The sequence below is a fragment of the Mesorhizobium sp. WSM3626 genome (assembly GCF_000513935.1).
GTDB classification, from domain to species: Bacteria; Pseudomonadota; Alphaproteobacteria; order Rhizobiales; family Rhizobiaceae; genus Mesorhizobium; species Mesorhizobium salmacidum.
Window position 1 is genome coordinate 140,567 of the sequence record NZ_AZUY01000007.1, and the last position, 22,664, is coordinate 163,230.

22 protein-coding genes are annotated in these 22,664 nt (G+C 64.1%); 5 read left to right on the plus strand and 17 right to left on the minus strand.

Annotation, left to right across the window (positions count from 1 at the left end):
• Positions 1-6: 6 nt before the first annotated feature.
• From M653_RS0108055 to M653_RS0108125, 15 genes are all read right to left on the minus strand, one after another.
• Positions 7-1,029, minus strand: coding sequence for a nucleotidyltransferase family protein (locus M653_RS0108055; protein ID WP_032935114.1), 1,023 nt, complete (start codon positions 1,027-1,029; stop codon positions 7-9).
• 70 nt (positions 1,030-1,099) lie between these two features.
• Positions 1,100-2,086 (minus strand): dihydroxyacetone kinase subunit DhaK, encoded by a 987-nt coding sequence (gene dhaK / locus M653_RS0108060; RefSeq protein ID WP_027142882.1) that lies wholly within the window; start codon positions 2,084-2,086, stop codon positions 1,100-1,102.
• Between the two features lie 40 nt (positions 2,087-2,126).
• Entirely contained in the window at positions 2,127-2,549 is a 423-nt protein-coding gene (locus tag M653_RS0108065; RefSeq protein WP_027142883.1) for a hypothetical protein, read from the minus strand.
• Between the two features lie 9 nt (positions 2,550-2,558).
• Positions 2,559-4,133, minus strand: a complete 1,575-nt coding sequence (ptsP, locus tag M653_RS0108070) for a phosphoenolpyruvate--protein phosphotransferase (RefSeq protein ID WP_027142884.1) — start codon at positions 4,131-4,133, stop codon at positions 2,559-2,561.
• 41 nt (positions 4,134-4,174) lie between these two features.
• Positions 4,175-4,477, minus strand: coding sequence for an HPr family phosphocarrier protein (locus M653_RS0108075; protein ID WP_027142885.1), 303 nt, complete (start codon positions 4,475-4,477; stop codon positions 4,175-4,177).
• 21 nt (positions 4,478-4,498) lie between these two features.
• Entirely contained in the window at positions 4,499-4,888 is a 390-nt protein-coding gene (gene dhaM / locus M653_RS0108080; protein ID WP_027142886.1) for a dihydroxyacetone kinase phosphoryl donor subunit DhaM, read from the minus strand.
• The gene (dhaL, locus tag M653_RS0108085) at positions 4,885-5,487 is read right to left on the minus strand and encodes a dihydroxyacetone kinase subunit DhaL (RefSeq protein WP_027142887.1); all 603 of its coding nucleotides are present in this window, start codon (positions 5,485-5,487) and stop codon (positions 4,885-4,887) included. Before dhaL ends, dhaM begins: the two co-directional genes overlap by 4 nt.
• A 72-nt stretch (positions 5,488-5,559) precedes the next feature.
• Positions 5,560-7,203, minus strand: a complete 1,644-nt coding sequence (locus M653_RS0108090) for a dihydroxyacetone kinase subunit DhaK (protein ID WP_027142888.1) — start codon at positions 7,201-7,203, stop codon at positions 5,560-5,562.
• Between the two features lie 71 nt (positions 7,204-7,274).
• Complete coding sequence (locus M653_RS0108095) at positions 7,275-8,288, minus strand: ABC transporter ATP-binding protein (protein WP_027142889.1); 1,014 nt, start codon at positions 8,286-8,288, stop codon at positions 7,275-7,277.
• Entirely contained in the window at positions 8,281-9,393 is a 1,113-nt protein-coding gene (locus M653_RS0108100; RefSeq protein WP_027142890.1) for an ABC transporter ATP-binding protein, read from the minus strand. The genes M653_RS0108095 and M653_RS0108100 overlap by 8 nt, the downstream gene beginning before the upstream one ends.
• A gap of 2 nt (positions 9,394-9,395) precedes the next feature.
• Positions 9,396-9,602, minus strand: a complete 207-nt coding sequence (locus tag M653_RS0108105) for a hypothetical protein (RefSeq protein WP_084636526.1) — start codon at positions 9,600-9,602, stop codon at positions 9,396-9,398.
• Positions 9,599-10,549, minus strand: coding sequence for a carbohydrate ABC transporter permease (locus tag M653_RS0108110; RefSeq protein ID WP_027142892.1), 951 nt, complete (start codon positions 10,547-10,549; stop codon positions 9,599-9,601). Before M653_RS0108110 ends, M653_RS0108105 begins: the two co-directional genes overlap by 4 nt.
• Entirely contained in the window at positions 10,546-11,493 is a 948-nt protein-coding gene (locus M653_RS0108115) for a sugar ABC transporter permease (RefSeq protein ID WP_027142893.1), read from the minus strand. Before M653_RS0108115 ends, M653_RS0108110 begins: the two co-directional genes overlap by 4 nt.
• Positions 11,494-11,618: 125 nt before the next feature.
• Positions 11,619-12,950: an ABC transporter substrate-binding protein gene (locus M653_RS0108120; RefSeq protein WP_027142894.1), complete on the minus strand. Its 1,332-nt coding sequence runs from the start codon at positions 12,948-12,950 to the stop codon at positions 11,619-11,621.
• Positions 12,951-13,204: 254 nt separating this feature from the next.
• Entirely contained in the window at positions 13,205-13,894 is a 690-nt protein-coding gene (locus M653_RS0108125) for a PIG-L deacetylase family protein (RefSeq protein ID WP_027142895.1), read from the minus strand.
• 278 nt (positions 13,895-14,172) lie between these two features.
• Here M653_RS0108125 and hrpB point away from each other — a divergent pair, with 278 nt between their 5' ends.
• From hrpB to nhaA, 4 genes are all read left to right on the plus strand, one after another.
• Positions 14,173-16,632, plus strand: coding sequence for an ATP-dependent helicase HrpB (gene hrpB / locus M653_RS0108130; RefSeq protein ID WP_027142896.1), 2,460 nt, complete (start codon positions 14,173-14,175; stop codon positions 16,630-16,632).
• Between the two features lie 124 nt (positions 16,633-16,756).
• Positions 16,757-18,082: an ActS/PrrB/RegB family redox-sensitive histidine kinase gene (locus M653_RS0108135; RefSeq protein ID WP_027142897.1), complete on the plus strand. Its 1,326-nt coding sequence runs from the start codon at positions 16,757-16,759 to the stop codon at positions 18,080-18,082.
• Between the two features lie 63 nt (positions 18,083-18,145).
• Positions 18,146-18,709: an ActR/PrrA/RegA family redox response regulator transcription factor gene (locus tag M653_RS0108140; RefSeq protein ID WP_015314185.1), complete on the plus strand. Its 564-nt coding sequence runs from the start codon at positions 18,146-18,148 to the stop codon at positions 18,707-18,709.
• Positions 18,710-19,010: 301 nt separating this feature from the next.
• Positions 19,011-20,207 (plus strand): Na+/H+ antiporter NhaA, encoded by a 1,197-nt coding sequence (nhaA, locus tag M653_RS0108145; protein WP_027142898.1) that lies wholly within the window; start codon positions 19,011-19,013, stop codon positions 20,205-20,207.
• Positions 20,208-20,261: 54 nt separating this feature from the next.
• On the opposite strand, the gene M653_RS0108150 is transcribed toward nhaA, so the two are convergent.
• Positions 20,262-20,762 carry an MmcB family DNA repair protein gene (locus M653_RS0108150; protein WP_198028736.1) on the minus strand — a complete coding sequence of 167 codons (501 nt, stop codon included), beginning with the start codon at positions 20,760-20,762 and terminating at the stop codon, positions 20,262-20,264.
• 194 nt (positions 20,763-20,956) lie between these two features.
• On the opposite strand from M653_RS0108150, the gene M653_RS1000000137225 reads away from it, so the two are divergent.
• Positions 20,957-21,133: a hypothetical protein gene (locus tag M653_RS1000000137225; protein ID WP_198028738.1), complete on the plus strand. Its 177-nt coding sequence runs from the start codon at positions 20,957-20,959 to the stop codon at positions 21,131-21,133.
• A 1,013-nt stretch (positions 21,134-22,146) separates the two neighbouring features.
• Here M653_RS1000000137225 and M653_RS0108170 read toward each other — a convergent pair.
• A complete protein-coding gene (locus M653_RS0108170; protein ID WP_027142901.1) occupies positions 22,147-22,617 on the minus strand; it encodes a nucleoside deaminase in 471 nt (156 codons plus the stop codon).
• Positions 22,618-22,664 lie beyond the last annotated feature (47 nt).

The window sequence follows — 22,664 nt, forward strand, 5'->3', positions numbered from 1 at the left end:
GCCACTTCAAGCCGCGTATGGCCTGGCTTTGGCCAGCCGCTGGATCCAGCGGAACGCATCGCGACGCAGGCGCGAGCCGATCTTCTCTCGGGAATTGACCCTGAGCAGCGTGTTCGTCGTGATCAGCTTTTTGGCCAGCCGTATCGACAGGTCGGGCTTGATCCGTCCGGCCAGTTCGAGCGCATGCGGTTCGTCGAACAACTGGCCGGTCACGTTGAGCACGATCGCCAGTTCGAGTTCGATGCCGGTCATGCGGGCGGCATCGAGCAGGCGTTGCTCTGCTTTCGGCGACTGTAGCGCCCGTACGCCTTGCAGCACGTCGACACAAAGCTGCAGCCGGTGGAATTTATGCCCCCCTGCCGCATGCACGATGGCGATCGTCAAAAGGGCTGCCGGCGTGTCCGTCGCCTCGCCGTCAATGATGCCCAGCTCGCGAAAGCCCAGGGACAGGCGCCGCCGCATGCCGGTATCGTGCACAAGGTCGCCATGCAGCTCGACCAGCAGGCTGGCGTTCTCCTTTTCCAGCCATTTGAACTCCTGCAGCTGGTAGGATTCGGCTTCGTTGCTGCCAAGCTCGAAGCCTGACGCCGCGATCACCTGGTTTGCCCGCGCAAGATTGGCGGGCTCGACGAGGATGTCGATGTCGGTGAACGGCCGGTCGGAAACGTTGCGGTAGAGTTTTCGCGCGAAGACCGGTCCCTTGACGATCCGCGCCGGAATGCTTTCCGCCGCCATCCCCTTCATGATGCGGTCGCCATGATACTGCAGCAGCATCGATTGGCCGGTGGCGATCGTCGCCTTCTGGCGCAGATCATCCAGCTTGGATTGCAGGCCTGGATCTTCAGGCAGGCGCGCGTCGCCGCGCTCCCTGAGCTTACGCAGCATAATCGGCAGGACGCCGTGGAATTCGGCATTGTCGAGCAGCGCCGACAGTGCCTTCGCCGACAAATTGTCCTCGACCGCCGCGACCTCCGGATCGGCCAAGCGCAGCAGCAGTCTTTCTTCTGCGAAGGTGAGGGAGGGCAGCATCAACCCGGGCAAATCCATGGCTAAGTGGATTGTCCAGAATGGTTGCAGAAAAGCGCGGCCGAAGCCAGCCTTATAGGCCCCAGCGCAGCGCGGCCGTGTGGACAGGTGCGTCCCACCAGCCCGTCAATTCGTCGTCGAGCAGGGTCAGCGTGATCGAGCAGCCGGCCATGTCGAGCGAGGTGACATAGGTGCCGACCAGCGAGCGGGTTACCGTCACGCCATGTTTCTCGAAAATCCGGCGAGCGCTGTTGTACATCAAATAGAGCTCCATCAGCGGCGTGCCGCCGAAACCGTTGACGAACAGCAGCGCCGGGCCTTTCGCCTTGCCATCCAGATCCCCAAGGATCGCGGCACAGATCTCCTGCGCGATCGCATCGGCGCTCTTCAAGGTGTCGCGGCGGCGGCCGGGCTCGCCATGGATACCGACGCCGAATTCCATCTCGCCATCGCCGATATCGAAGGTCGGTTTGCCGGCCGCCGGCACGGTGCCGCTGGTCAGCGCCACACCCATCGAGCGGGTCGCGTCGTTGACTCGCTCGCCCAGTGCCTTCAACGCCGGCAACCCCAGCCCGTGCTCGGCAGCGGCACCGACGATCTTTTCCACCACCAGCGTGCCGGCGACGCCGCGCCGTCCGGTCGTATAGGACGAATTCTCGACAGCGACGTCGTCATTGGTCACCACCTGAAGCACGCCTTCCGACATTTCCGCCGCCATGTCGAAGTTCATCACGTCACCCTCATAGTTCTTGACGATGAACAGGCAGCCGGCGCCGGTGTCGACAGCTTGCGCGGCGGCCAGCATCTGGTCCGGCGTCGGCGAGGTGAACACCTGGCCGGGGCAGGCGGCGTCCAGCATGCCATGGCCGATAAAGCCGCCATGCAGCGGCTCGTGGCCGGAGCCGCCGCCGGAGATCAGCGCCACCTTGCCCGGCTTGAGCATCTTGCGGCGGATGAATTTGTGCTCCTCGCCAAGCACCAGGATGTCGGCATGAGCGGCCACGAAACCGTCGAGGCTCTCGGTCAGCACCGTGTCCACCGAGTTCATGAATTTCTTCACGGCCGTCTCCTCCCGAAATAGCCTGACATCAAGGGGTCAATCAGCCACTCTTGCCGGTGATGCTGGCGACCTTCTGGATGAATTCGTTGATCGCGCGGTCGAGCGCCGCATTCTGTTTGTCGTCGCCGAAATCCGGCACGATGAGCGAAACGTGTCTTGTCTTGCGCGCGCCCGCGGCGATCGAGATCTTCCCTGGATGGGCCTGATGATAGGCGGCGAGAAACTGGTCCCGCTCGGCCTGGCTGAAATGGCAGACGGAAAAGATGGCGGGCAGATGCTTCGACGGAATCGGGATCGAATAGGTGGGGCTCGAAATCTGCGTGACGAAACTGCGGTGCTTGCCAAGCGCGTCGGCAAGGCGCTGGCGCATGCCGGACGGGCGCTGGTCGATGACCTGTGACAGGATCGTCTTGTAGGCGCGGATCGCCTCTTCGGAACGGGGTTCGAGTTTGATATCGATCATGCCTGCCGCCTAGACCGGGATGTCCGCGATGGCCGCCTTGGCCATGGCGAGTTGCGCCGGCGCGACCGAGAGATCGCGCAGGCCGACCTCCAGCAGCGACGGGATCGAGGCGGGGTCGCCGCCGGCATCCCCGCACAGGCTGACGGGAATCCCGGTTTCCCGTCCGAAGGCCGAGACCGAACCGATCAGCCTCAGCACCGCGGGATGACGAACAGAATTCAGGTGGGCCACAGCGGCATTGTCGCGCGCGGCCGCCATCACATATTGCGTCAGATCGTTGGAACCGATCGACAGGAAGGCGACGCCGGCGAACGCCTCCGGCGCGATGGCCACCGAAGGCACTTCGACCATGATGCCGAGCGGCGGCATCTCTTGCGCGATGCCGCGCGCGGCAAGGGCCGCCCTTTCCTCGGCGAACAGGGCAGCGGCGCGTTCATACTCTTCTGATGTGGCGATCATCGGAAACATGACTTTGAGATTGCCGTGTGGCGCGGCGCGCAGCAATGCCCTGATTTGAACACGGAATATGTCGAGCCTGGCCAGCGACAGCCTGATGCCGCGCAAGCCAAGGAACGGATTGCCTTCCTCGACGGTGAAGCCCGGCACCGGCTTGTCGCCTCCGGCATCGACGGTACGGATCGTAACTGGTTTTTCGCCGGCCCATTCCAGCACTTTGCGATAGGCGCGATACTGGGTCTCTTCATCCGGCAGCGTCTTACCGAACAGGAATTCCGTGCGCATCAGGCCGACACCGTCGCAGGTTTCGATATCGATGGCGTCGACATCCCTGGGGTCGGCGATGTTGACCTGCACCCGCACCGCGGTACCGTACTTCGTCGCCGCCGGCCGCGCCAGAAAGGTGCGCGCGTCGCCTTGGCGGGCGGTGAAGGCGGAGGATGCCTGCCGGAACGAGCCGATCTCCACAGCCGAGGGCGCCAGAACGATATTGCCGTGCTCGGCGTCGAGCAGCGCGATGCCGGCAACAGCGGTGAGCGGCTCGCGCAGACCCACGACCATCGGCACGCCACGCGAGCGCGCCAGCATGGCGACGTGGCTGGCGGTGCTGCCTGCCTTCAGCGCGATGCCGCCGCCATGGCTCCAGTCGGTTTCGAGAAACCGCGTCGGCGCGATGTCCTCGCCGTGGAGGATGGCGCCCGCCGGTGCCGTGCTGCCACCGTCCTCGGTCAGGGCGCGCAGCACTTGGTCCCTGATGTCGCGCAGGTCCGTGGCGCGGGCGCGGAAATAATCCTGGTCCGAGGCGTCGTAGCCGGCGATCTCGGCATCGAGTGCCTGCCGCCAGGCCGCGTCGGCGGGTTTTCCGGAAGCGATCGACGCGAAGGCCGGTCCGCTTAGCGCGTCGTCTTCCAGCATGGCGAGGTGGAATTCGAGTATGCCGGCGGCATCGCTGTCGGCGGTTTCGATCATGGCCACGAGCCGGTTCATCGCCGTGCCGATCGCTGCTTCCAGCGACATCTTCTCTTCCGCGGCGCTTGCCTTGCTCGCGTAGATGCTTGCAGGCCGGCCGAGGTCGAACAGAGGCCCCTCGGCATAGCCGGCCGAGGCAGAAACACCCTCAATGCGCATGGCCCGCATTCCCAGCGGGCCGGCCAAGGCATGCATCGGCCTCAAGCCGAGCGGACATGGCCGGCATCCTCGTCGAAATCGCGCTGCACCAGTTCGATCAGCGCGCGGACAGCATCATCGGCACCATCGCCATTGGCCCTGATGTGCAGCACCGTGCCCTTCGGCGCCTTGGCCGCCATCACCTTGACGATGCTCTTGGCATCGAACCATGGGCCGTTGGCGGCAAGCGCAATTTCCACGTCGGCGGCAAAGCTCTTGGCCAGCTTGGTGAACTTCACCGAAGGACGCGCATGCAGGCCCACATCATGGGTGATCAGGACGGTCGCTTCAGCGGTTTCCGACATGTCTTCAAAAATCCCGTTCACTCACGACGGCGACAATTCGTGCGCCGTCGCGACCACTTCCCGCAGCGAGGCGCCGCCGGATGCCTCGGTCGCCGCCATCACCGCGCCCTCGACGATCGGCGCGTTGCAGACGATGATTTTGTGCGCACGCGGCTCGCCGATCATCTCGACCGCCATTTCACTGTTGGTCTCGGCGCCGCCGAGATCGACAAGGACGGCAACGCCAGCTTCCGACCAGGCCCTGTCGATGGCGCCCATGATCGCCTCGACATTGGTGCCGAGCCCGCCATGGCCGTTTCCACCGCACCACGCAACCGGCACTTCGTCGCCCACCATCTGGCGTACCATGTCGGCCGTGCCCTCCGCGACCAGCGGCGAATGCGACACGATCACGATCCCGACATTGCTCATGCTTTGTCCCCGATGATTTGCGCCACCGTGCGCACCAGCAGCGCGGTCGAGCGCGCGCCGGCATCCATATGGCCGATGGAGCGGTCGCCGAGGAACGAGGCACGGCCGCGCAGCGCCTTCATCGGGACGGTCGCTTCGGCGGCGGCGTCCGCGATGTCGGCTATTTCAGCCGCCGTTTTGCCCTTGGCCAGCGCGTCACGCACCGGCTGCAGCACATCGAGCATGGTTTTCTGTCCAACTTGTGACTTGCCGCGCGCGGCCACGGCTTCGAGCGCCTTGCCGAAGGCAGCCGTCAAATTGGCATGGTCGGGCTCCGCCGAAATCTCCTTGCCGAGCGCCATGAACAGCGTGCCGAAGAGCGGGCCGGAGGCACCGCCCACCGTCATCACCAGCTTGGTGCCGATCGCCTTCAGGCCGTCGGGCAGCGGCTTTGCCGCGAACGCATCGGCCTCGGCGCGCACGGCTTCGAAGCCGCGCTTCATGTTCAGCCCATGGTCGCCGTCGCCGATCGCCTGGTCGAGCGCCGTCAATTCCTCGGCGTGAGCGGCAATCGTGTCCGCGGCCGCCGTGATCAGCCTCGAAAGGTCCAGCGCCGTCATGTCGCCCGAATTCCCGGTTTCCACCTTGCCCGCAGTAGCGAAAGAACGGTCGTTCGACAACTGGTGCATGCGTCAGGCCGTGACAAGCAGCGTGGCGGCGGCCGCGAACACTTCGGCCACGGCATGGGCGCCGGGGTCGACCACGCCGTGCAATTTGGCGCCGACATAGGCGGACCGTCCGGCCTTGGCCTTCCCCATCGCGGCGGTGGCCTCGGCGCCGCGCCGGGCCGCTATCGCGGCTTCCTCCAGGCCCGTGCCGTCGAGCGCCTTCAAGGCCGGCTCCAGCGCATCGACCATGGTGCGATCGCCCGGTTCGGCTCCGCCGTAGAAGGTCATTCGTTCAAGCCCGGCGAGCAGCCCCTTGGATAGCTTCGCACCGCTGTCCATGGCCTGCGCCGCCGCCGTGAAGAAGATCGACAGCAGCACGCCGCTGGAGCCACCCATCGAGGCGCTCAGGATGTCGCCCACCGCGCCAAGCGTTGCCGCCGGGCCGGCAAGCGGCAGCGTATCGAGCCGTTCGAGGATGCTGCGCGCGCCGGTCGCCACGGTCGAGCCGGTGTCGCCGTCGCCCGCCCTGGCGTCCAGTCCGTTCAATGTCGCTTCGAGTGAAATCAGCCTTTCGCAGACCGTGACGATCAAGCGCCTGGTGCCTGCATCCTGGCCGGCCTTGCGCGCCGCGCCTTGTCCGGCTGCCTTGGTCATAGGCACGACAGCAGGCGCAACGACCGGCTTTGCCGGCATCCAGGCATGCGGGCCGACTGCGGCCAGCAAAGCGGTTTCGCGCGCCGCATCGAGCTTGATCATCGACAGTGAGAAACCGTTCATGTTGAGCGCCGTCATCAGCGGCCCGGGGCCTATCGTCAGCTTGACGGTCTTGGCGAGCGGCGAGGCAAGCACCGCATTGGCGACCAGCGACATTTCAAGCGGTGGCACCGAGCCGAGATTGTTGATCAGCAAGGCATAGGTGGCCTTCGGGTCGAGCCGCGCCGCAAGGCGCTCCGCCATAACAGCCACCAGCCGGTCGGCGCTCTGCACCGCGATGCGCTCGACGCCGGGCTCGCCATGGATGCCAAGGCCGAGCTCGCCATCGTCGGCGCCGAACCTGTCTTCATGCGGCTGGCCTGGGATCGAACAGGACGACAGCGACATGCCGAGCGAGACGATATCCTTCGCAGCAGCACGCGCGGTTGACGCGATCTCGGCCAGATCGCGGCCGGCTTCCGACAGATGGCCTGATATCTTGTGCACGAACAATGTGCCGGCAACACCCCGCGGCTGGGCGATATCGGGCAGCGCGATGTCGTCGGCGACGATCACCATATCGACCCGGAAACCTTCGGCGCGCGCCTTCTCGGCCGCCAGGCCGAAATTGAGCCGGTCGCCGGTGTAGTTCTTGACGATCAGCAGGCAACCCGCAGGACCGGTGACCGCGCGAATGGCCGCCAGCACGGCCTCGACGCTCGGCGAGGCAAAGATTTCGCCCGAGACGGCAGCCGTCAGCATGCCCTTGCCGACAAAGCCGGCATGCGACGGCTCGTGCCCGGCGCCGCCACCGGAGACGACGGCAACCTTGGACTTGTCCCAATCGGCGCGCAGCACGACCTTGATCTCGGGATAGCCGTCGAGGCGCGCGAGGTCGCCTGAGCCAATGGTGCGCAACAATCCGTCCAGCGCCTCGGTGACGATCGTTTCCCTGCGGTTGAAAAAGTGCTTCATCGAATTCGTCCCGTATTTCGCAATCGTCAATCAGAAGCCGGCATAACCTTGGCGGGGATGCCGAAAATCATTCACATCAGTCGTTGTCCGTCGGCGCCGAAATAGAGCGGCGACCGGTAACGGATTATCACTTTGTCGCCCTGCGCGAGATCGGTGTCGGGATCGGTCAGCGTCACCAGTTTCTTCGGCCCCACCGTCACATGCAGATGGTTCTGGTCGCCGAGATGCTCGACCCAGTCGACAACGCCGTCGGCATGGCCGTTCATGGCTTTCTCGATCGCCAGATGCTCGGTGCGTGCGCCGATCGTCTTTGTGCCGACCGGCGCGCCGCCGTCAGGCAGCAGCCCCGTCGGCAGGAGATTGATCGCGGGCTGGCCGAGCCGTGCCGCCACATGCAGGTTTGCCGGTTCGGAATAGATGGTTCGTGGTGAGCCGATCTGCACCAGCACGCCGTCGGCGAGAATGCCGATCCGATCGGCCATGGTCATGGCCTCGATCTGGTCGTGGGTGACGTAGAGCATGGTGGCGCCGAGTTCGGACTGGATGCGCTTCAGTTCGAGCCTGAGATCCGCGCGCAGCTTGGCGTCCAGCGACGACAGCGGCTCGTCCATCAGGTAGATGGACGGCTTGCGCACCAGCGCGCGGCCGATGGCGACGCGCTGCATTTCGCCGCCCGACAATTTCGTCGACCGGTTGGCAAGCTTGTGATGAATGCGCACCATCTTCGCCACCTCCTCGACTCGGCGCCGGATCTGGTCTTCCGGTATTTTCCGCGCCGGCGAGCGCAGGGGGAAGGCGAGGTTGTCGAACACCGACAAATGCGGATAGAGCGAATATTGCTGGAAGACGAAAGCGGTGTCGCGCTCGGCCGGCGACAGGTTCGTGGCATCGTGGCCGCCGATCTCGATCGTTCCGGCATCCGGCCGCTCCAGCCCGGCGATCAGCCGCAGCGTCGTCGTCTTCCCGGCGCCGGTCGGTCCGAGCAGCACGACGAATTCGCCGTCCGATATATGCAGGTCGAGACCGTTGACGGCGGTCTGCTCGCCAAAATTCTTGGTCACGCCCTTGATGCGCACATCAGCCATGCTGCACTCTCCGCTCCGAGGCAGTATCGTGGATCGCCGTTCTCACCGCGCGCCCGGAGCCCTTGTCGAACAGCGACAGCCGCGCGCTGTTCAGCGTCAGGCCGACATGGTCGCCGGTGTTGAGCCGAATTTCGGCCGGCACGCGCGCCTTGATGATGCCGTCCGCCGTCTCCACCGCCACGATCTGCGTGGTGCCGAGATATTCGGTGCCGTAGATCGCGCCGCGCAGCTTGGAGGCATCGTCGAAGCGGATGTGCTCGGGCCGGATGCCGAGCGCCATGTCGGCCGGCGCGAGGTCCTCGCGCACTTCCGGCACCGCGACCTTGGCACCCTGGACGACGATCTCCATCGCGCCTTTGGAAAGCCCGCCGCCGAAGCCCAGAAAATTCATCGGCGGCGAGCCGATAAAGTCGGCGACGAACATGGTAGCGGGGCGGTCGTAGATCTCGCGCGGTGTGCCGAACTGCTCGATAACGCCGTGGTTCATGACGGCGATCTTGTCGGCCATCGACATCGCTTCCATCTGGTCATGTGTGACGTACACAGTCGTCGCATGGATACGGTTGTGCAGCTCGCGCAACTCATGGACCATCAAATCGCGGAATTCGGTGTCGAGGGTCCCCAGCGGTTCGTCCATCAGGAAGCATTTCGGCCGCCGCACGATGGCGCGACCGAGCGCGACGCGCTGGCGGTCACCGCCCGCCAGTCCCGAAACCGATTTGTTGAGCAGATGGTCGATGCGCAGAAGCTTCGCGGTCTCCTCGACGCGGTTACGGATCTCGGCCGACGGCATGCCTTGCGCCAAAAGCGGGAAACCGATGTTCTTGCGCACATTCATGTGCGGATAGAGCGCGAACAGCTGGAAGACGAAGGCGATGTCGCGCTCGCGGGCCCGGAGCATGGTGACGTCGTCGCCGCCGAGCAGGATTTGGCCGCCCGTCGGCAGCTCGAGCCCGGCGATCATACGCAAGGTGGTGGTCTTGCCGCAGCCAGACGGTCCGAGCATGACGAAGAACTCGCCGTCCTCGACGACAAAGTTGGAGTCCTGCACCGCGACGAAATCGCCGAAGGCCTTTCTCAGATGTTGGACGCGGATTTCGGCCATGATTATTCCGGGAATTTCGAGACGATGATGAACATCACCGTGCCGGCAAGCATGGTGATGAAGGAATAGGTGTAGAGTGACAGCGCGAAGGGCTGGAACAGCATCAGGAAGCCGATGGCGATCAGTGCGGTCGCGATGTTTTCCATCAGCCCGCGCCTTGCCCAGCGCGGCCAGCGCGACTTGCGTTTGATGGGCTTGGTCATGCTCATTTGCGCACAGCACCGAAGGTGATGCCGCGCAGCAATTGCTTGCGGAGCAGGATGGTGAAGACAAGGATCGGAACCAGGAAGATCGTCGTGCCGGCCGCCACCGCCGGCCAGTCCTGCCCGCCTTCGCCGATGATGGTGGGGATGAAGGGCGGCGCCGTCTGCGCCGTGCCCGAGGTCAGGAGCGCGGCGAAGGCGTATTCGTTCCAGGCGAAGATCAGGCAGAAGATGGCGGTCGCGGCAATGCCGGTGGTCGCCTGCGGTAGCACGGTGCGCCAGAAGGCCTGCAGCCGCGTGTAGCCGTCGATCATGGCGGCTTCCTCGTATTCGCGCGGAATCTCGTCGATGAAGCCTTTGAGCAGCCAGACCGCCAGCGATACGTTGACCGCCGTGTAGAGCAGGATCATGCCGAGCGCGGTGTCCGACAGCCCAAGCTCGCGGTACATCAGGTAGATGGGGATGGCGACCGCGATCGGCGGCATGAAGCGTGTCGACAGGATGAAGAACAGAAGGTCGTCCGCGAGCGGCACCTTGAAGCGCGAGAAGCCATAGGCCGACAGCGTGCCGAGGAAGACGGCGCAGAAGGTCGAGCCGAAGGCGATGACCAGCGAATTGATGAAGCGCGGCAGGAAGTTGGATGGGCCGGCGATCACCATGTTGCGCTTGCGCACCGTCTCGTCGCAGAAGCCGGTCGCCGGTCCGAGCGAGTTGATGTATTCCGGCGTCTGCCTAGTCCGCGTCGTGAACAAATTGCAGTAGCCCTCGATACTGGGCTGGAACACGATCTTCGGCGGATAGGCGATCGAGTCCGGCGGCGTCTTGAAGCTGGTGGCGAAGATCCACAACAGCGGCACGATCGAGATCAGCGCGTAGGCGATGATGATGGCGCCGGCGATGCGCTTCGAACCTGCCGAGGGGGCGACGACCGAATGGGCAGTGGTCAGGCTCATCTCTGCTTCACCTTGTTGAGTGCCTTGACGTAGATGTTGGCGAGACCGAACACCGCGACGAACAGGATGATGGCGAAGGCTGACGAATAGCCGGTGCGCCAGCTTTCGAAGGCCTGCCGCTTCAGCGTGATCGAGGCCACCTCGGTGGTGGAGCCCGGTCCGCCGCCGGTCAGCAGATTGACCATGTCGAACATCTTGAAGTTCTCGATGCCGCGAAACAGCACCGCCAGCATGATGAAGGGCAGCGCCATCGGCAGGGTGATCGACCAGAACTGTCGCCAGTTGGAGGCGCGGTCGACCTCGGCCGCCTCATAGATGTATTCAGGGATGGAACGCAGGCCCGCGAGGCAGATCAGCATGACGTATGGCGTCCACATCCAGGTGTCGACGATGATGATCGACCACGGTGCCAGCGAGACGTTGGAGAGCATCTGGATGCTTGTCGGCGGAATGCCCGACACGAACGAGATCACATAAGAGAACAGCCCGATCTGAGGCTCGTAGAGGAAGCGCCAGAAATTGCCGACCACCGCCGGCGACAACATCATCGGCACCAGGATCAGCGTCGTCCAGAAGGCGTGGCCGCGGAACTTCCTGTCGATCAGCCAAGCCAGTGTGAAGCCGATCAGCGTCTGCAAGAGGATGGTCCAGAACACGAAATGCGCCGTCGTCTGCATGGCGATCCAGATGTCCTGGTCGTCGAGGATGCGCTGGTAGTTGGCGAAACCGAGGTTCTTCACCACTTCGTTGGGGCGGTTGGCGCGGAAATTGGTGAATGACAGATAGATCGCCCAGAACAGCGGGAAGATATTGATGGCGAGCAGCAACAGGATCGTCGGCGAGATGAACAGCCAGGCGAGGCCCTTGTCGCTGATGCCCCGGACCTTGCGCGCCAACGGTTCCGGGGTTGCCCGGGCAACGTTCTCCGCGGTCCGATTGAGCATGGTAAGTCCTGCTTCGGTCACTTGGGCGTCTCTGTGATGGAATTTATCTGAACCGCGTCCCGTGCCAAGGTCGGCACGGGACGCGGCGGTCACAGCTCGGGAGGAGCCTGGATGTTGCCTCGCGGCTACATCTTGCCATCGTCCTGGAAGACCTGCGTCCAATCCTTGACCAGCCCGTCGAGCGCATCCTTGGCCGAACCCTGGCCGGCGACGACATAGTCGTGGAAGCGCTTCTGCGACGCCTGCAGCAGCGGTGCGTAGCTGGGCTCGGCCCAGAAGTCCTTCACAATGGCCATCGAGTCGAGGAAGGTTTGAGCATAGGGCTGGCTGGCCGGGAATTTCGGATCCTTGACCACCGCGTTCAGGCAGGAATAGCCGCCGAGCGACCACCACTTGGACTGCACGTCCTTGTTGGCGAACCACTTGATGTATTTCAGCGCCGCTTCCTGCTTGTCGGAATAGGACACCACCGAAATGCCCTGGCCGCCGAGCTGGGCGAACTGGTCGCCGTCCGGCCCCTTGGGATTGACGAAATAGCCGATCTTGTCGCCGCCGACATTCTCGTCCTTCTGCAGGCCCGGCCATGTGAAGGCGAAGTTCATGTGCATCGCCACCTGGCCGGATTTGAAGGCATCGACGCCTTCACCCATGTAGCTGTTCGAGGCGCCCGGAGGGGTGCAGCAGTCGTAGAGCGCCTTGTAGAATTCCAGTCCCTTCACCGATTTCTCGGAGTTGACGAAGCCTTCCATCTCGTAGGGCTTCTTCGGGTTTTCGTACTGGAAGCCATAGCTGTAGAGCACGTCCATGGCGCCCATGGTGATGCCTTCGGAACCGCGCTCGGTGTAGATCGAGGCGCCGTAGACCGTCTTGCCGTCGATCTGCCGCTTCTGGAAGAATTCGGCGATCTGCTTCAACTGGTCGAAGGTGGTAGGCGGGCCGAGGTCCCAGCCATACTTCTCCTTGAACTCCTTCTGCAGCTCGGGCTTGGAGAACCAATCCTTGCGGTAGGTCCAGCCGACGACGTCGCCCATGGCCGGCAGCGCCCAGTAATTGGGCGTGTTCTTCGGCCATTCCGAATAGCCGACGACGGTCGCCGGCACGAAGTCGTCCATGCTGATCTTCTCCTTGTCGAAGAAGTCGTTCAGCTTGACGTAGTGGCCGTTCTCGGCCGCGCCGCCGATCCACTGGCTGTCGCCGATGATCAGGTCGCAGAGCTTGCCGTGCGAGTTCAGCTCATTGAGGAAACGGTCGGCATAGTTGGTCCACGGCACGAATTCGAATTTCATGCCGATGCCGGTTTCCTTGGTGAAATCCTTGGACAGTTCGACAAGCGCGTTGGCCGGGTCCCAGGCGGCCCAGCACAGCGTCAGGTCTTCAGCTTGCGCGGCGTTCGAGACGGCTGTCGACGCTGCGATCGCCGAGGTCAGTCCCAACGCCAGTTTCAATCTCGATTTCATGCCTTCCTCCCATTTGTGAAACACGCCCGGATGGCGGTCTCAAGAACCTCAACCTCTCTCCTCAGAGGCCCAAACATGGCGGCATCGTTGCGCCGCGGATGTTTAGTAATTTGTTTAGTGATGCAATTTTTACTAAACAAGGCAAGCGAATTCGTTGCTGCGCCGCAACATGCTGAAGCCGGTCTCTGAAAACGTTGGGAAAAGCGCCGAAGGCCTGGTCGGACGAGCGCGGATTGTGGACGCGGTCCGGAGGTTCAGTCGACCCGCTTGGTGCTCACCATAACCGTCCTGATCGGCGGGGGTGGCGGCAGCAGCGCGCGGATGTCGCCGAATGGAAACGTCGGCTCGAAGCGGAAGGCTTCGGCCAGCGAGCCTTGCGCGCCATTGCATTGGCCCGAACGAAAAAGGTTCTGCGTCAGCGCGATATCGACGAAGCGATCTGGGTCCTGCGACTGATGCATGCGGATCGCCCGGGCCTTGATATCGGCATGGGCGGAAATATCGACATAGTGGGTCGGCGAAAATCCGGTGCCGCCCATCGTGTCGGCATGCAGCACGGGGACGCAGAACGACGCAGCGATGCGCACGCCGTCCGACAGCGCGCGATGGTCGGCGTGATAGTCGTTGGGCGCGTGCGTGATCACAAGATCCGGCCCGATTTCGCCGATCAGTGTTTTCAGCGCATCGATCAGTGCGGCGTCGGCTACCAGCCCGCCGTCGGGAAAGTCGAGGAAGCGCGGCGCCGCCCCGAGCAGCGCGGCCGCGGCCATCGCTTCCTCACGGCGGACACGAGCCAGAACAGCAGGATCGCTCTTGCCGCCCCTGGCGCCATCGGTGGCCACGGCAAAACTGAGTCCCGCGCCTTGCGCGGCATAGGCGGCCATCGTACCGAACATGAAGATCTCGATGTCGTCCGCATGCGCACCGAGCGCCAGTATTTTCAACTTTCTCTCCCCGGAAATGAAAAAACGTGCAGAACGGAATTCTGCTCGCCCTGATCGCCCGTGCAAGCTATTCGGGCAGCGATGCCGTTATCAAGAGCCTGGGGGGCAATTCACGGTGTTCGAGATCGGTCTCTTCTCGACCCTGTTTGCCGCTGCTTGGTGCGCGAGGAAGCGCGGCTGGGTAAGGTGCGCTGGAATCCGTTTTCGCGCACCCGGCTTTGAACCGGCGCGACTTTCACGAGTTGCACGGCGCCCGCGACCGCTGATATGCGATCGCAATGACGACCAGACCCTTGCCGGAGCTTCCGGTATCCGCCGTGCTGCCGGCGCTGAGCGAGACGCTCGGCTCCGGCAACAGCGCCGTGCTGGTGGCACCGCCCGGTGCCGGCAAGACCACGCTGGTGCCGCTGGCGCTGCTCGATGCGCCCTGGCTGGGCACGGGCAAGATCGTGTTGCTCGAACCGCGCCGGCTGGCCGCCCGCGCCGCGGCGCGCCGCATGGCCGAACTGCTGGGGGAAGAGCCCGGCGCCACGGTGGGCTATGCCATGCGTATGGAAAACCGCACCTCGGCGCGGACGAAAATCCTGGTCGTCACCGAGGGCGTGCTTGCGCGCATGGTCCTTGACGACCCTGAACTGCCCGGCGTTTCGGCCGTCATTTTCGACGAATTCCACGAGCGTTCGCTCGACGGCGATTTCGGGCTCGCTCTCGCCCTCGATGTACAAGGCGCGCTGCGGCCGGATCTGCGTTTGCTGGTGATGTCGGCAACGCTCGACGGCGCACGGGTCGCAAAACTCCTGTCCGGCGCGCGGGTGATCGAAAGCCAGGGCCGCGCCTTCCCTGTCGATGTCAGGTACGACGAACGGCCGGCCGGGATGCCGATCGAGGACGCCATGGCCAAGGCAATCCGCTCCGCGCTTGCCGACGAGAGCGGCAGCGTGCTTGCCTTCCTGCCTGGCCAGCGCGAGATCGAGCGCACCGCCGAGCGGTTGGCCGGCAAGGTCGGCGCCGACGCCGATATCGTCCCGCTCTATGGCCAGCTCGACGGCAAGGCGCAGGACGCGGCGATCAAGCCGGCGCCGGCGGGCCGCCGCAAGGTGGTGCTGGCGACCTCGATCGCCGAAACCTCCATCACCATCGACGGCGTGCGCGTCGTCATCGACTCCGGTCTGTCGCGGCTGCCGCGCTATGAGCCGGCCAGCGGCCTGACACGGCTGGAGACAGTGCGCGTCAGCAAGGCTTCCGCCGAGCAGCGCGCCGGCCGCGCCGGCCGTACGCAGGCCGGCGTCGCCATCCGGCTGTGGCGGGCTGAGCAGACGGCGGCACTTCCCGCCTTCACGCCGCCGGAAATCCTCGAGGCGGACCTATCCGGCCTCCTGCTCGACTGCGCCGCCTTCGGTGTCGCCGATCCCGGGACGCTCGCTTTCCTCGATCCGCCGCCGGCTCCCGCGCTCAATGAAGCAAGGGCGCTGTTGCGCGCACTCGATGCCATCGACGAGGCAGGCCGGTTGACGGAGGCGGGCGCTTCGATGCGCAAGCTCGCTCTGTCGGTACGGCTGGCGCATATGGTCGCCGAGGCGGCGAAGGCCGGAGAGGCGCAGGAAGCGGCCATGCTCGCCGTGCTGCTCACCGAGCGCGGCCTCGGCGGCGACGGTGCCGATCTCGAACGGCGGCTGATGCGCTTTCGCGGCGAGAAATCGCCGCGTGCGACGTCGGCGCGCCAGCTTGCCGAGCGCCTGGCCAGGCAGGCAGGTGGTGCGACGACCAGCGGAGCTGTTCCAGCCGGAACCCTGCTCATCCATGCCTGGCCGGACCGCGTCGCCAAGGCGCGCGGCGAGCGCGGCCGTTTCGTGCTGGCCAATGGCTCGGGCGCCATGCTCGACGTCGCCGATCCGCTGGCGGGTGAACCCTTTCTGGTCGTCGCCGACCTGCAGGGCAAGGCGCAGAATGCCCGCATCACGGCGGCGGCGGCAATCAGCGAGGAGGACATCCGGTCAGCGCTTGGCGGCAAGATCGAAACGCGCAGGCAGACGAGTTTCGACCGCGAGCGCCGCGCCGTGCGGGTGCGCGAAACCGTGCGCCTCGGCGCCATCACGCTCGCCGAACGCATGCTGCCGGCGCCGGCCGGCGCCGATGCCGACCGCGCCATCATCGAGGCCTTGCGCGAGCATGGGCTTTCCCTTTTGGCCTGGAGCAAGGAGGCTCGGACGCTGCGCCAGCGGCTGTCCTGGCTGCACAAAGGCTTAGGCGCGCCCTGGCCGGACATGTCGGATGAAGCACTCATCGGACGCCTCGACGACTGGCTGCTGCCGTTTCTGTCCGGTGCGGCATCCCTGGCCGCTATCGACCCCGGCACTGTCCCGGCCGGGCTGGCGTCGCTCGTGCCGCACGACCTGCAGCGCAAGGTCGATGCGCTGGCGCCGACCCATTTCGATGCCCCGTCGGGCAGCCATGTGCCGATCCGCTATGATGGCGAATGGCCGGTGCTGGCGGTCCGCGTCCAGGAACTGTTCGGCCTCGACCGCCAGCCTTCGATCGCCAACGGTACCGTACCCTTGACGCTCGAATTGTTGTCGCCGGCGCATCGGCCCATCCAGACGACGCGCGACCTGCCGGGCTTCTGGCGCGGCTCCTGGGCCGACGTGCGTGCCGACATGCGCGGCCGCTATCCCAAACATGTCTGGCCGGAAAACCCGCTGCTCGCCGCCGCCACCGCCCGCGCCAAGCCGCGATCATGACCCCAAAAAGTGGGAACCGGTTTTTGGAACAGGTCATGCTCAAACAGGAAGTAGAGATCCAATCCGATCCCGTCGGATTGGAGCGGACCTAGCCTTGGGCGCTTTGCGGCTGTAATCCATTGCCATGATCAACATCCTGAACACGCCCGATTTCCAGCAGAGCCAGCGACTGCGCCTCAACACGCTGATCCGGCTGCGCTGGCTGGCCATTGTCGGGCAGAGCGTGACGGTGCTCGTCGTCGCCTACGGCCTGAAATTCCCGCTGCCGGTCAGCCTGTGTTTTGCCCTGATCGCCTGTTCGGCCTGGATGAACCTGTTTCTGGCCTTCCGGTTTCCGGCCGCGCACCGGCTCACTCCGTTCGCAGCCTTCGGCATCCTGATCTTCGACAGCCTGCAGCTAGCCGGGCTGCTCTATATGACCGGCGGTCTGACCAATCCGTTCTCGCTGCTGATGACCGTGCCCGTCGTCATTTCGGCGACCTCGCTGCCCCTTCGCCTCACCGCCATCCTTGGCGGGCTGGTGATGACAGCGGCGACCTTGCTGGTCTTCCGCCATCTGCCGTTGCCCTGGCATGAGGACGCGCCGCTGGCCATGCCCTTCGTGTATGTCGCCGGCATGTGGATGGCGGTGCTGTCGTCCATCGCCTTCACCGCCATGTACGCCTTCCGGGTGGCCGCCGAAGCCCGGCTTCTGGCCAACGCGCTCGCCGCCACCGAACTGGTGCTGCAGCGCGAGCAGCATCTTTCGGCGCTCGACGGGCTGGCCGCCGCCGCCGCGCACGAACTCGGCACGCCCCTCGCCACCATCACGCTGGTCGTCAAGGAAATGGAGAAGGCGCTCGGCACCGATCCGAAATACGGGGAAGACGTGAAGCTGCTGCGCTCGCAGAGCGAGCGCTGCCGCGAAATCCTGAAACGCCTGACCAGCCTGTCGTCCGAAGGCGAGGCGCATCTGTCCCGCCTGCCGCTGACCTCGCTGGTCGAGGAGGTCACCGCGCCACATCGCGACTTCGGCATCTCGATCAAGCTTCGTCCGGGCGAGCGGACCGGACCGGAGCCGGTCGGGCGGCGCAATCCGGGTGTCATCTACGGTCTCGGCAACCTGGTCGAGAACGCCGTCGATTTCGCCCGCAAGAGCGTCACCATACGCTGGAGCTGGGACGAGGCGATGGTCTCCTTCTCGATCACCGATGACGGCCCGGGTTTTCCGCCCGAGATCATCGACCGCATTGGCGAGCCCTATATGTCGACACGCCAGGGCAATGAAGCCGGAGGCGGCCTCGGGCTCGGCCTGTTCATCGCCAAGACATTGCTCGAACGGTCTGGCGCCACGCTCGATTTTCGCAATTCGAGCGGCCTCGGCGAAGGGGCCGTGGTGCGGATTTCCTGGCCGAGGAGCGTCTTCCTGAACCCGGAAACGGCCCCGGCGACGATGTTTGACACTGCGTAATTGGACAATAGCCCCGCAAAACTATATCTGCGTAAAAATAAGGCAGCAGGAATTTTCGAGACGATGACAGGCGATGAAAACAGTGGGCCTATGGTTGAAGGCGAGGACACCTCGCTTCTGATCGTCGACGACGACAAGCCGTTCCTGACCCGTCTGGCCCGTGCCATGGAAACCAGGGGTTTCGTGGTCGAGACGGCGGAGAGCGTCGAGGAGGCCGTGGGCAAGGCCCGCGCCAATCCGCCCGCCTATGCGGTGGTCGACATGCGGTTGGGCGACGGCAATGGCCTCGACGTGGTCGCCGCCATCCGCGAAAAGCGCGAGGATTCCCGCACCATCATCCTGACCGGTTACGGCAACATCGCCACCGCGGTGACCGCCGTAAAGCTCGGCGCCGTCGACTATCTGTCGAAGCCGGCCGATGCCGACGATGTCTTCGCGGCACTGACCCGCACCACCGGCGAGCGCGCCGCCCCACCGGAAAACCCGATGTCGGCCGACCGCGTGCGCTGGGAGCATATCCAGCGTGTCTACGAGATGTGCGAACGCAACGTCTCCGAGACCGCGCGCCGGCTCAACATGCATCGACGCACGCTGCAGCGGATCCTGGCCAAGCGCGCGCCGCGTTAGGATCGCTGGCTGCCGGCTGGATCGATGAAAGTTTACAGCCTGCGGTGGAGACGACCCAATCGCCGAAGTCAGCGCTGCCCCTCATCGCCCTGCCGGGCAGTTCTCCCCGTATAGCGACGGGGAGAAGGGGCTGGCGGCAATGGCGACGCTCTTCTTGCGACGTCGACGATTGGCGAAACCGGTTGCGACAGCGCCCCTCTCCCCGTCACTATACGGGGAGAGGATGCCGGCAGGCAGGTGAGGGGCGGCACCCGCGCTTGGACAATGAAGCCCGCGGAGCAGGCGACATGACGGAGGCAAAATGCAGGATTTGAAGCAACGGCCGGTTTCCGTCTTCCGCGAGTTCCTGGACAGCGAGGCGGCTGGCGGCATTATCCTGATGGTGGCGGCGGCCCTTGCCCTGGTCGTCGCCAATTCGCCGCTTGCCGAAAGCTATTTCGCCGTTCTTCACGCCTATCTCGGCCCGCTCAGTGTCTCGCATTGGGTCAATGACGGGCTGATGGCGGTGTTCTTCCTGCTCGTCGGGCTGGAGATCAAGCGCGAGATGCTGGATGGCCAGCTCTCGACCTGGCCGCGCAGGGTGCTGCCTGGCATCGCCGCGGCCGGCGGCATGGTGGTGCCGGCTCTGGTCTATGTCGCCATCAACAGCAGCAATCCGGCCGCACTGTCCGGCTGGGCGATCCCGACCGCCACCGACATCGCCTTCGCGCTTGGCGTGCTGTCGCTGCTCGGCAGCCGCGTGCCGGCCTCGCTGAAGGTCTTCCTGACCGCGCTTGCCATCATCGACGACCTCGGGGCCGTCATTATCATCGCCATCTTCTACACCAGCGGTCTGTCGCTGGCCTATCTCGGCGCGGCCTTCGCCGTCATTGCCGCGCTTGTCGTGCTCAACCGCATGCGGGTGATGAGCCTGGTGCCTTATCTCGTGCTTGGCGCTATCCTGTGGGTGCTGGTGCTGAAGTCCGGCGTCCATGCCACGCTGGCCGGCGTAGCACTTGCGCTCACCATTCCGCTCGAACGCTCCGCCGGGATCGGCCACGATCTCGACCATTCGCCGCTACACCGGCTCGAGCATGGCCTGCACAAGCTGGTGGCGTTCATCGTCGTTCCGATCTTCGGCTTCGCCAATGCCGGCGTTTCGCTTGCCGGCCTGAGTTTCGGCGCCTTGATCGAGCCGCTGACGCTGGGCGTCGCGGCCGGTCTCGTCGTCGGCAAGCTGGTCGGCGTGTTCGGCTCCTCCGCGCTCGCCATCCGCTTCGGCCTCGCCGACCTGCCGGCCCATGCCGGCTGGTCGCACATGATCGGCATTTCGCTGCTGTGCGGCATCGGCTTCACCATGAGCCTGTTCATAGGCCTGCTCGCCTTCGCCAGCGACGTGGCGCTGCAGGACGCGGTCAAGGTCGGCATTCTCGCGGGTTCCTTCATCGCCGCGCTGCTCGGTGCCGCGGTGCTGCTGATGGCGCCGGCTGCGAGTGGAGTGGAAAGGACCGAGGAGTAGCCGTTCCGGGGTTGGAGCATCTGACAGTTGCGGGCGTCAATTTCAGGGCCGCGATTACTCGCTCTCCCCCTCCAGCGCCGGTACCGCCACCCCCGCAAGCTCCGCCGCGAGCAGCCGTGCTGCGCCCGCACGCGCGATGCGCAGCATCAGCGCCTTGCGCGTTGACGCCGCCATGCGATGCTCCGGCGCATCGCGCAGGATTTCGGCGCCATATCCGTCGGAGAGAATGAAGCCGCATTCCTCGGGAAAGATTTCGGCCGGCACGCCCGGATGGGTGGCAAAGAAAAAACGGTCGGAATGCAGGCGATAGTCCGGCCACTTGCGGTCAACGCGAAAATCCTCGATCGAGGATTTGATCTCGATGATCCAGATATCGCCCTGCCGTGTCAGCGCCACGAGATCGGCGCGGCGGCCGGTGGCCAGCGACAGTTCAGGCAGCACATGCGCGCCCATTTGCATCAGCAGCCGCTGCACGCCCCGCCGCACCAGCATGGCGCGCTCTGACTGGCGGCCGTCGATCAGAGGGTTCAGGGGAATCGGGGAGATGATTGGCATGGCAGGCACCATGCCAGATTTTGTTCACGGTTTGAACCCGGTTTAGACGGGCGATTGTATATTTGACAGACCCATCCTTGTTTGAGCGCGCGGGGCCGCAAGGCCGATTTGTCTGATTTGTACGATTTCACCTACGCGGCTTGCGAGCTACTTTCACTAGGGATACGTTTCGGTTTCGCCATGGAGCATTTGCCATGCACGAACTCGATGAAACGAAAATGCTGATCCAAACCGCCAAGGAAAAGCACGCCAACTGGCTTGTCGACAAAACCGGAATCACCCTCAGCCAAGCACGCGAGCTTATCGATTTGCTTGGTGTGGGCAGTCTGCCATCGCTGGTGCGCGAAGCTCTCTTGCTGGCAAAAAAGTAGCCGAAGGCTGTTTGGTCCGTTTGCTAGATAAGACCGGAATTTTGTACGCATTCGGACATGCCATTGCGAACAGGTCCGCTTAGGAACATGCTCAACCTTCACCGGCGCGTGCCCTCAAAAGCCGGCGTACGGCCCGGCCTGCGGGATCCTGTGTCACACGATGAGCAGGCCGGGCTGTTGTCCTTTGTGCGTGGTGCCTGATGACTGACAATTTCGGTCACGCCTTCGAGATGACCATGATTCTCGTCATGGCCCTTGCGGCGATTGGGATCATCCTAGTTGTCATGGGAATCTTCTGAAGGACGCTATTTCCCGGAGCCATCGGGAGCTATCTGAAAAAGCCCCGGCGCTTGGGCCTGCACCGGGGCTTTCGACACGTACGAGCTACATCAGCATGTCCGCTTATGAGCATGTGCTGATATGGTGAAGAAAGGGTGAATAGCCGTCTGATCTTCGCCTTGATCACGCTTCCGACGCACCAGTTCCTTTATCTGTTCCTGGGTCTTCAGTGCATGCGCCATCTTCTTTACAATAGCCTCAAAGGCTGCGTCGGACTGGGCGGCTTTCAGTTCGCGCGCGGCTTCTCTAAACTTGTCGATCTGCGGCTGCGACGGTTTCTCAGGCGCCCGTGGCGGACTTTTTATTCGGTTTGAACAGGGCTGGGTTGGCGCGCCCTTTGTATCAAGGTAAAGACGAGACGCCGTGAGCCATCCTCCTCGCTTTGGGACAGCGTGGGGGCGATGGCGCAAGGTTACGGGTGCCTTAGTTCCCCACCGCTTAAAACCACCTTCGATAAGCAGAACGATACATACTCAGACCACGGCAGACATTGCGGCACTTTCTATGATGCTGCGCAGATCGTCATGACGCGCACCATATCAGCACGTCCTCAATTCGCCATCGGGTCTATCATTTATATAGACTTTTAGGCGGCGACTATCTGGTAGCCAAACCAAAAGCGAAATTGGAAGACATTCAGGACAGACCGGCAACCCAGCAAATCCGAAGAACCACTACCGCTGCCAGAAGCCACGGTGCACCGCGACCAGCTCGTCCGCAATTTCGGGGAAGGGGCCGTGAACCTCGATGTTCTTCTGTCCAGAGCCGAGCACAATGCGCGAAGACAGGCTCATCGTCGGGTTTTCGGGATGGTCGCCAGTCAGCGCGAGAAGCTCGGTCTCCTCGAAGCCATAGACCAGCCGGCCGATATTCGCCCAGTAGAGCGTTCCCGTGCACATCGCACAGGGCTCGCCGGTTGAGACCAGCGTGCACGTCCACAGAAACTCAGGCGAATAGGCTGCCGCCGCGCGCCGGGCAATTTCGGTCTCGGCGTGATGAACGGTGTCGATATTGCCTTGGCGCATGAGGATCGCGTCGTCGGGGCCGACCAGCACCGCACCGAACGGATGATGGCCGTGCGCGGCAGCCTCGCGAGCGACCGCATCGGCGGCGCGAAGGTAGGCGAGCATCTGGTCGCGGGTCATGCGCTCTCTCCGGCTTGTACGTTACGCTCATATTGGAGCGTGCAATA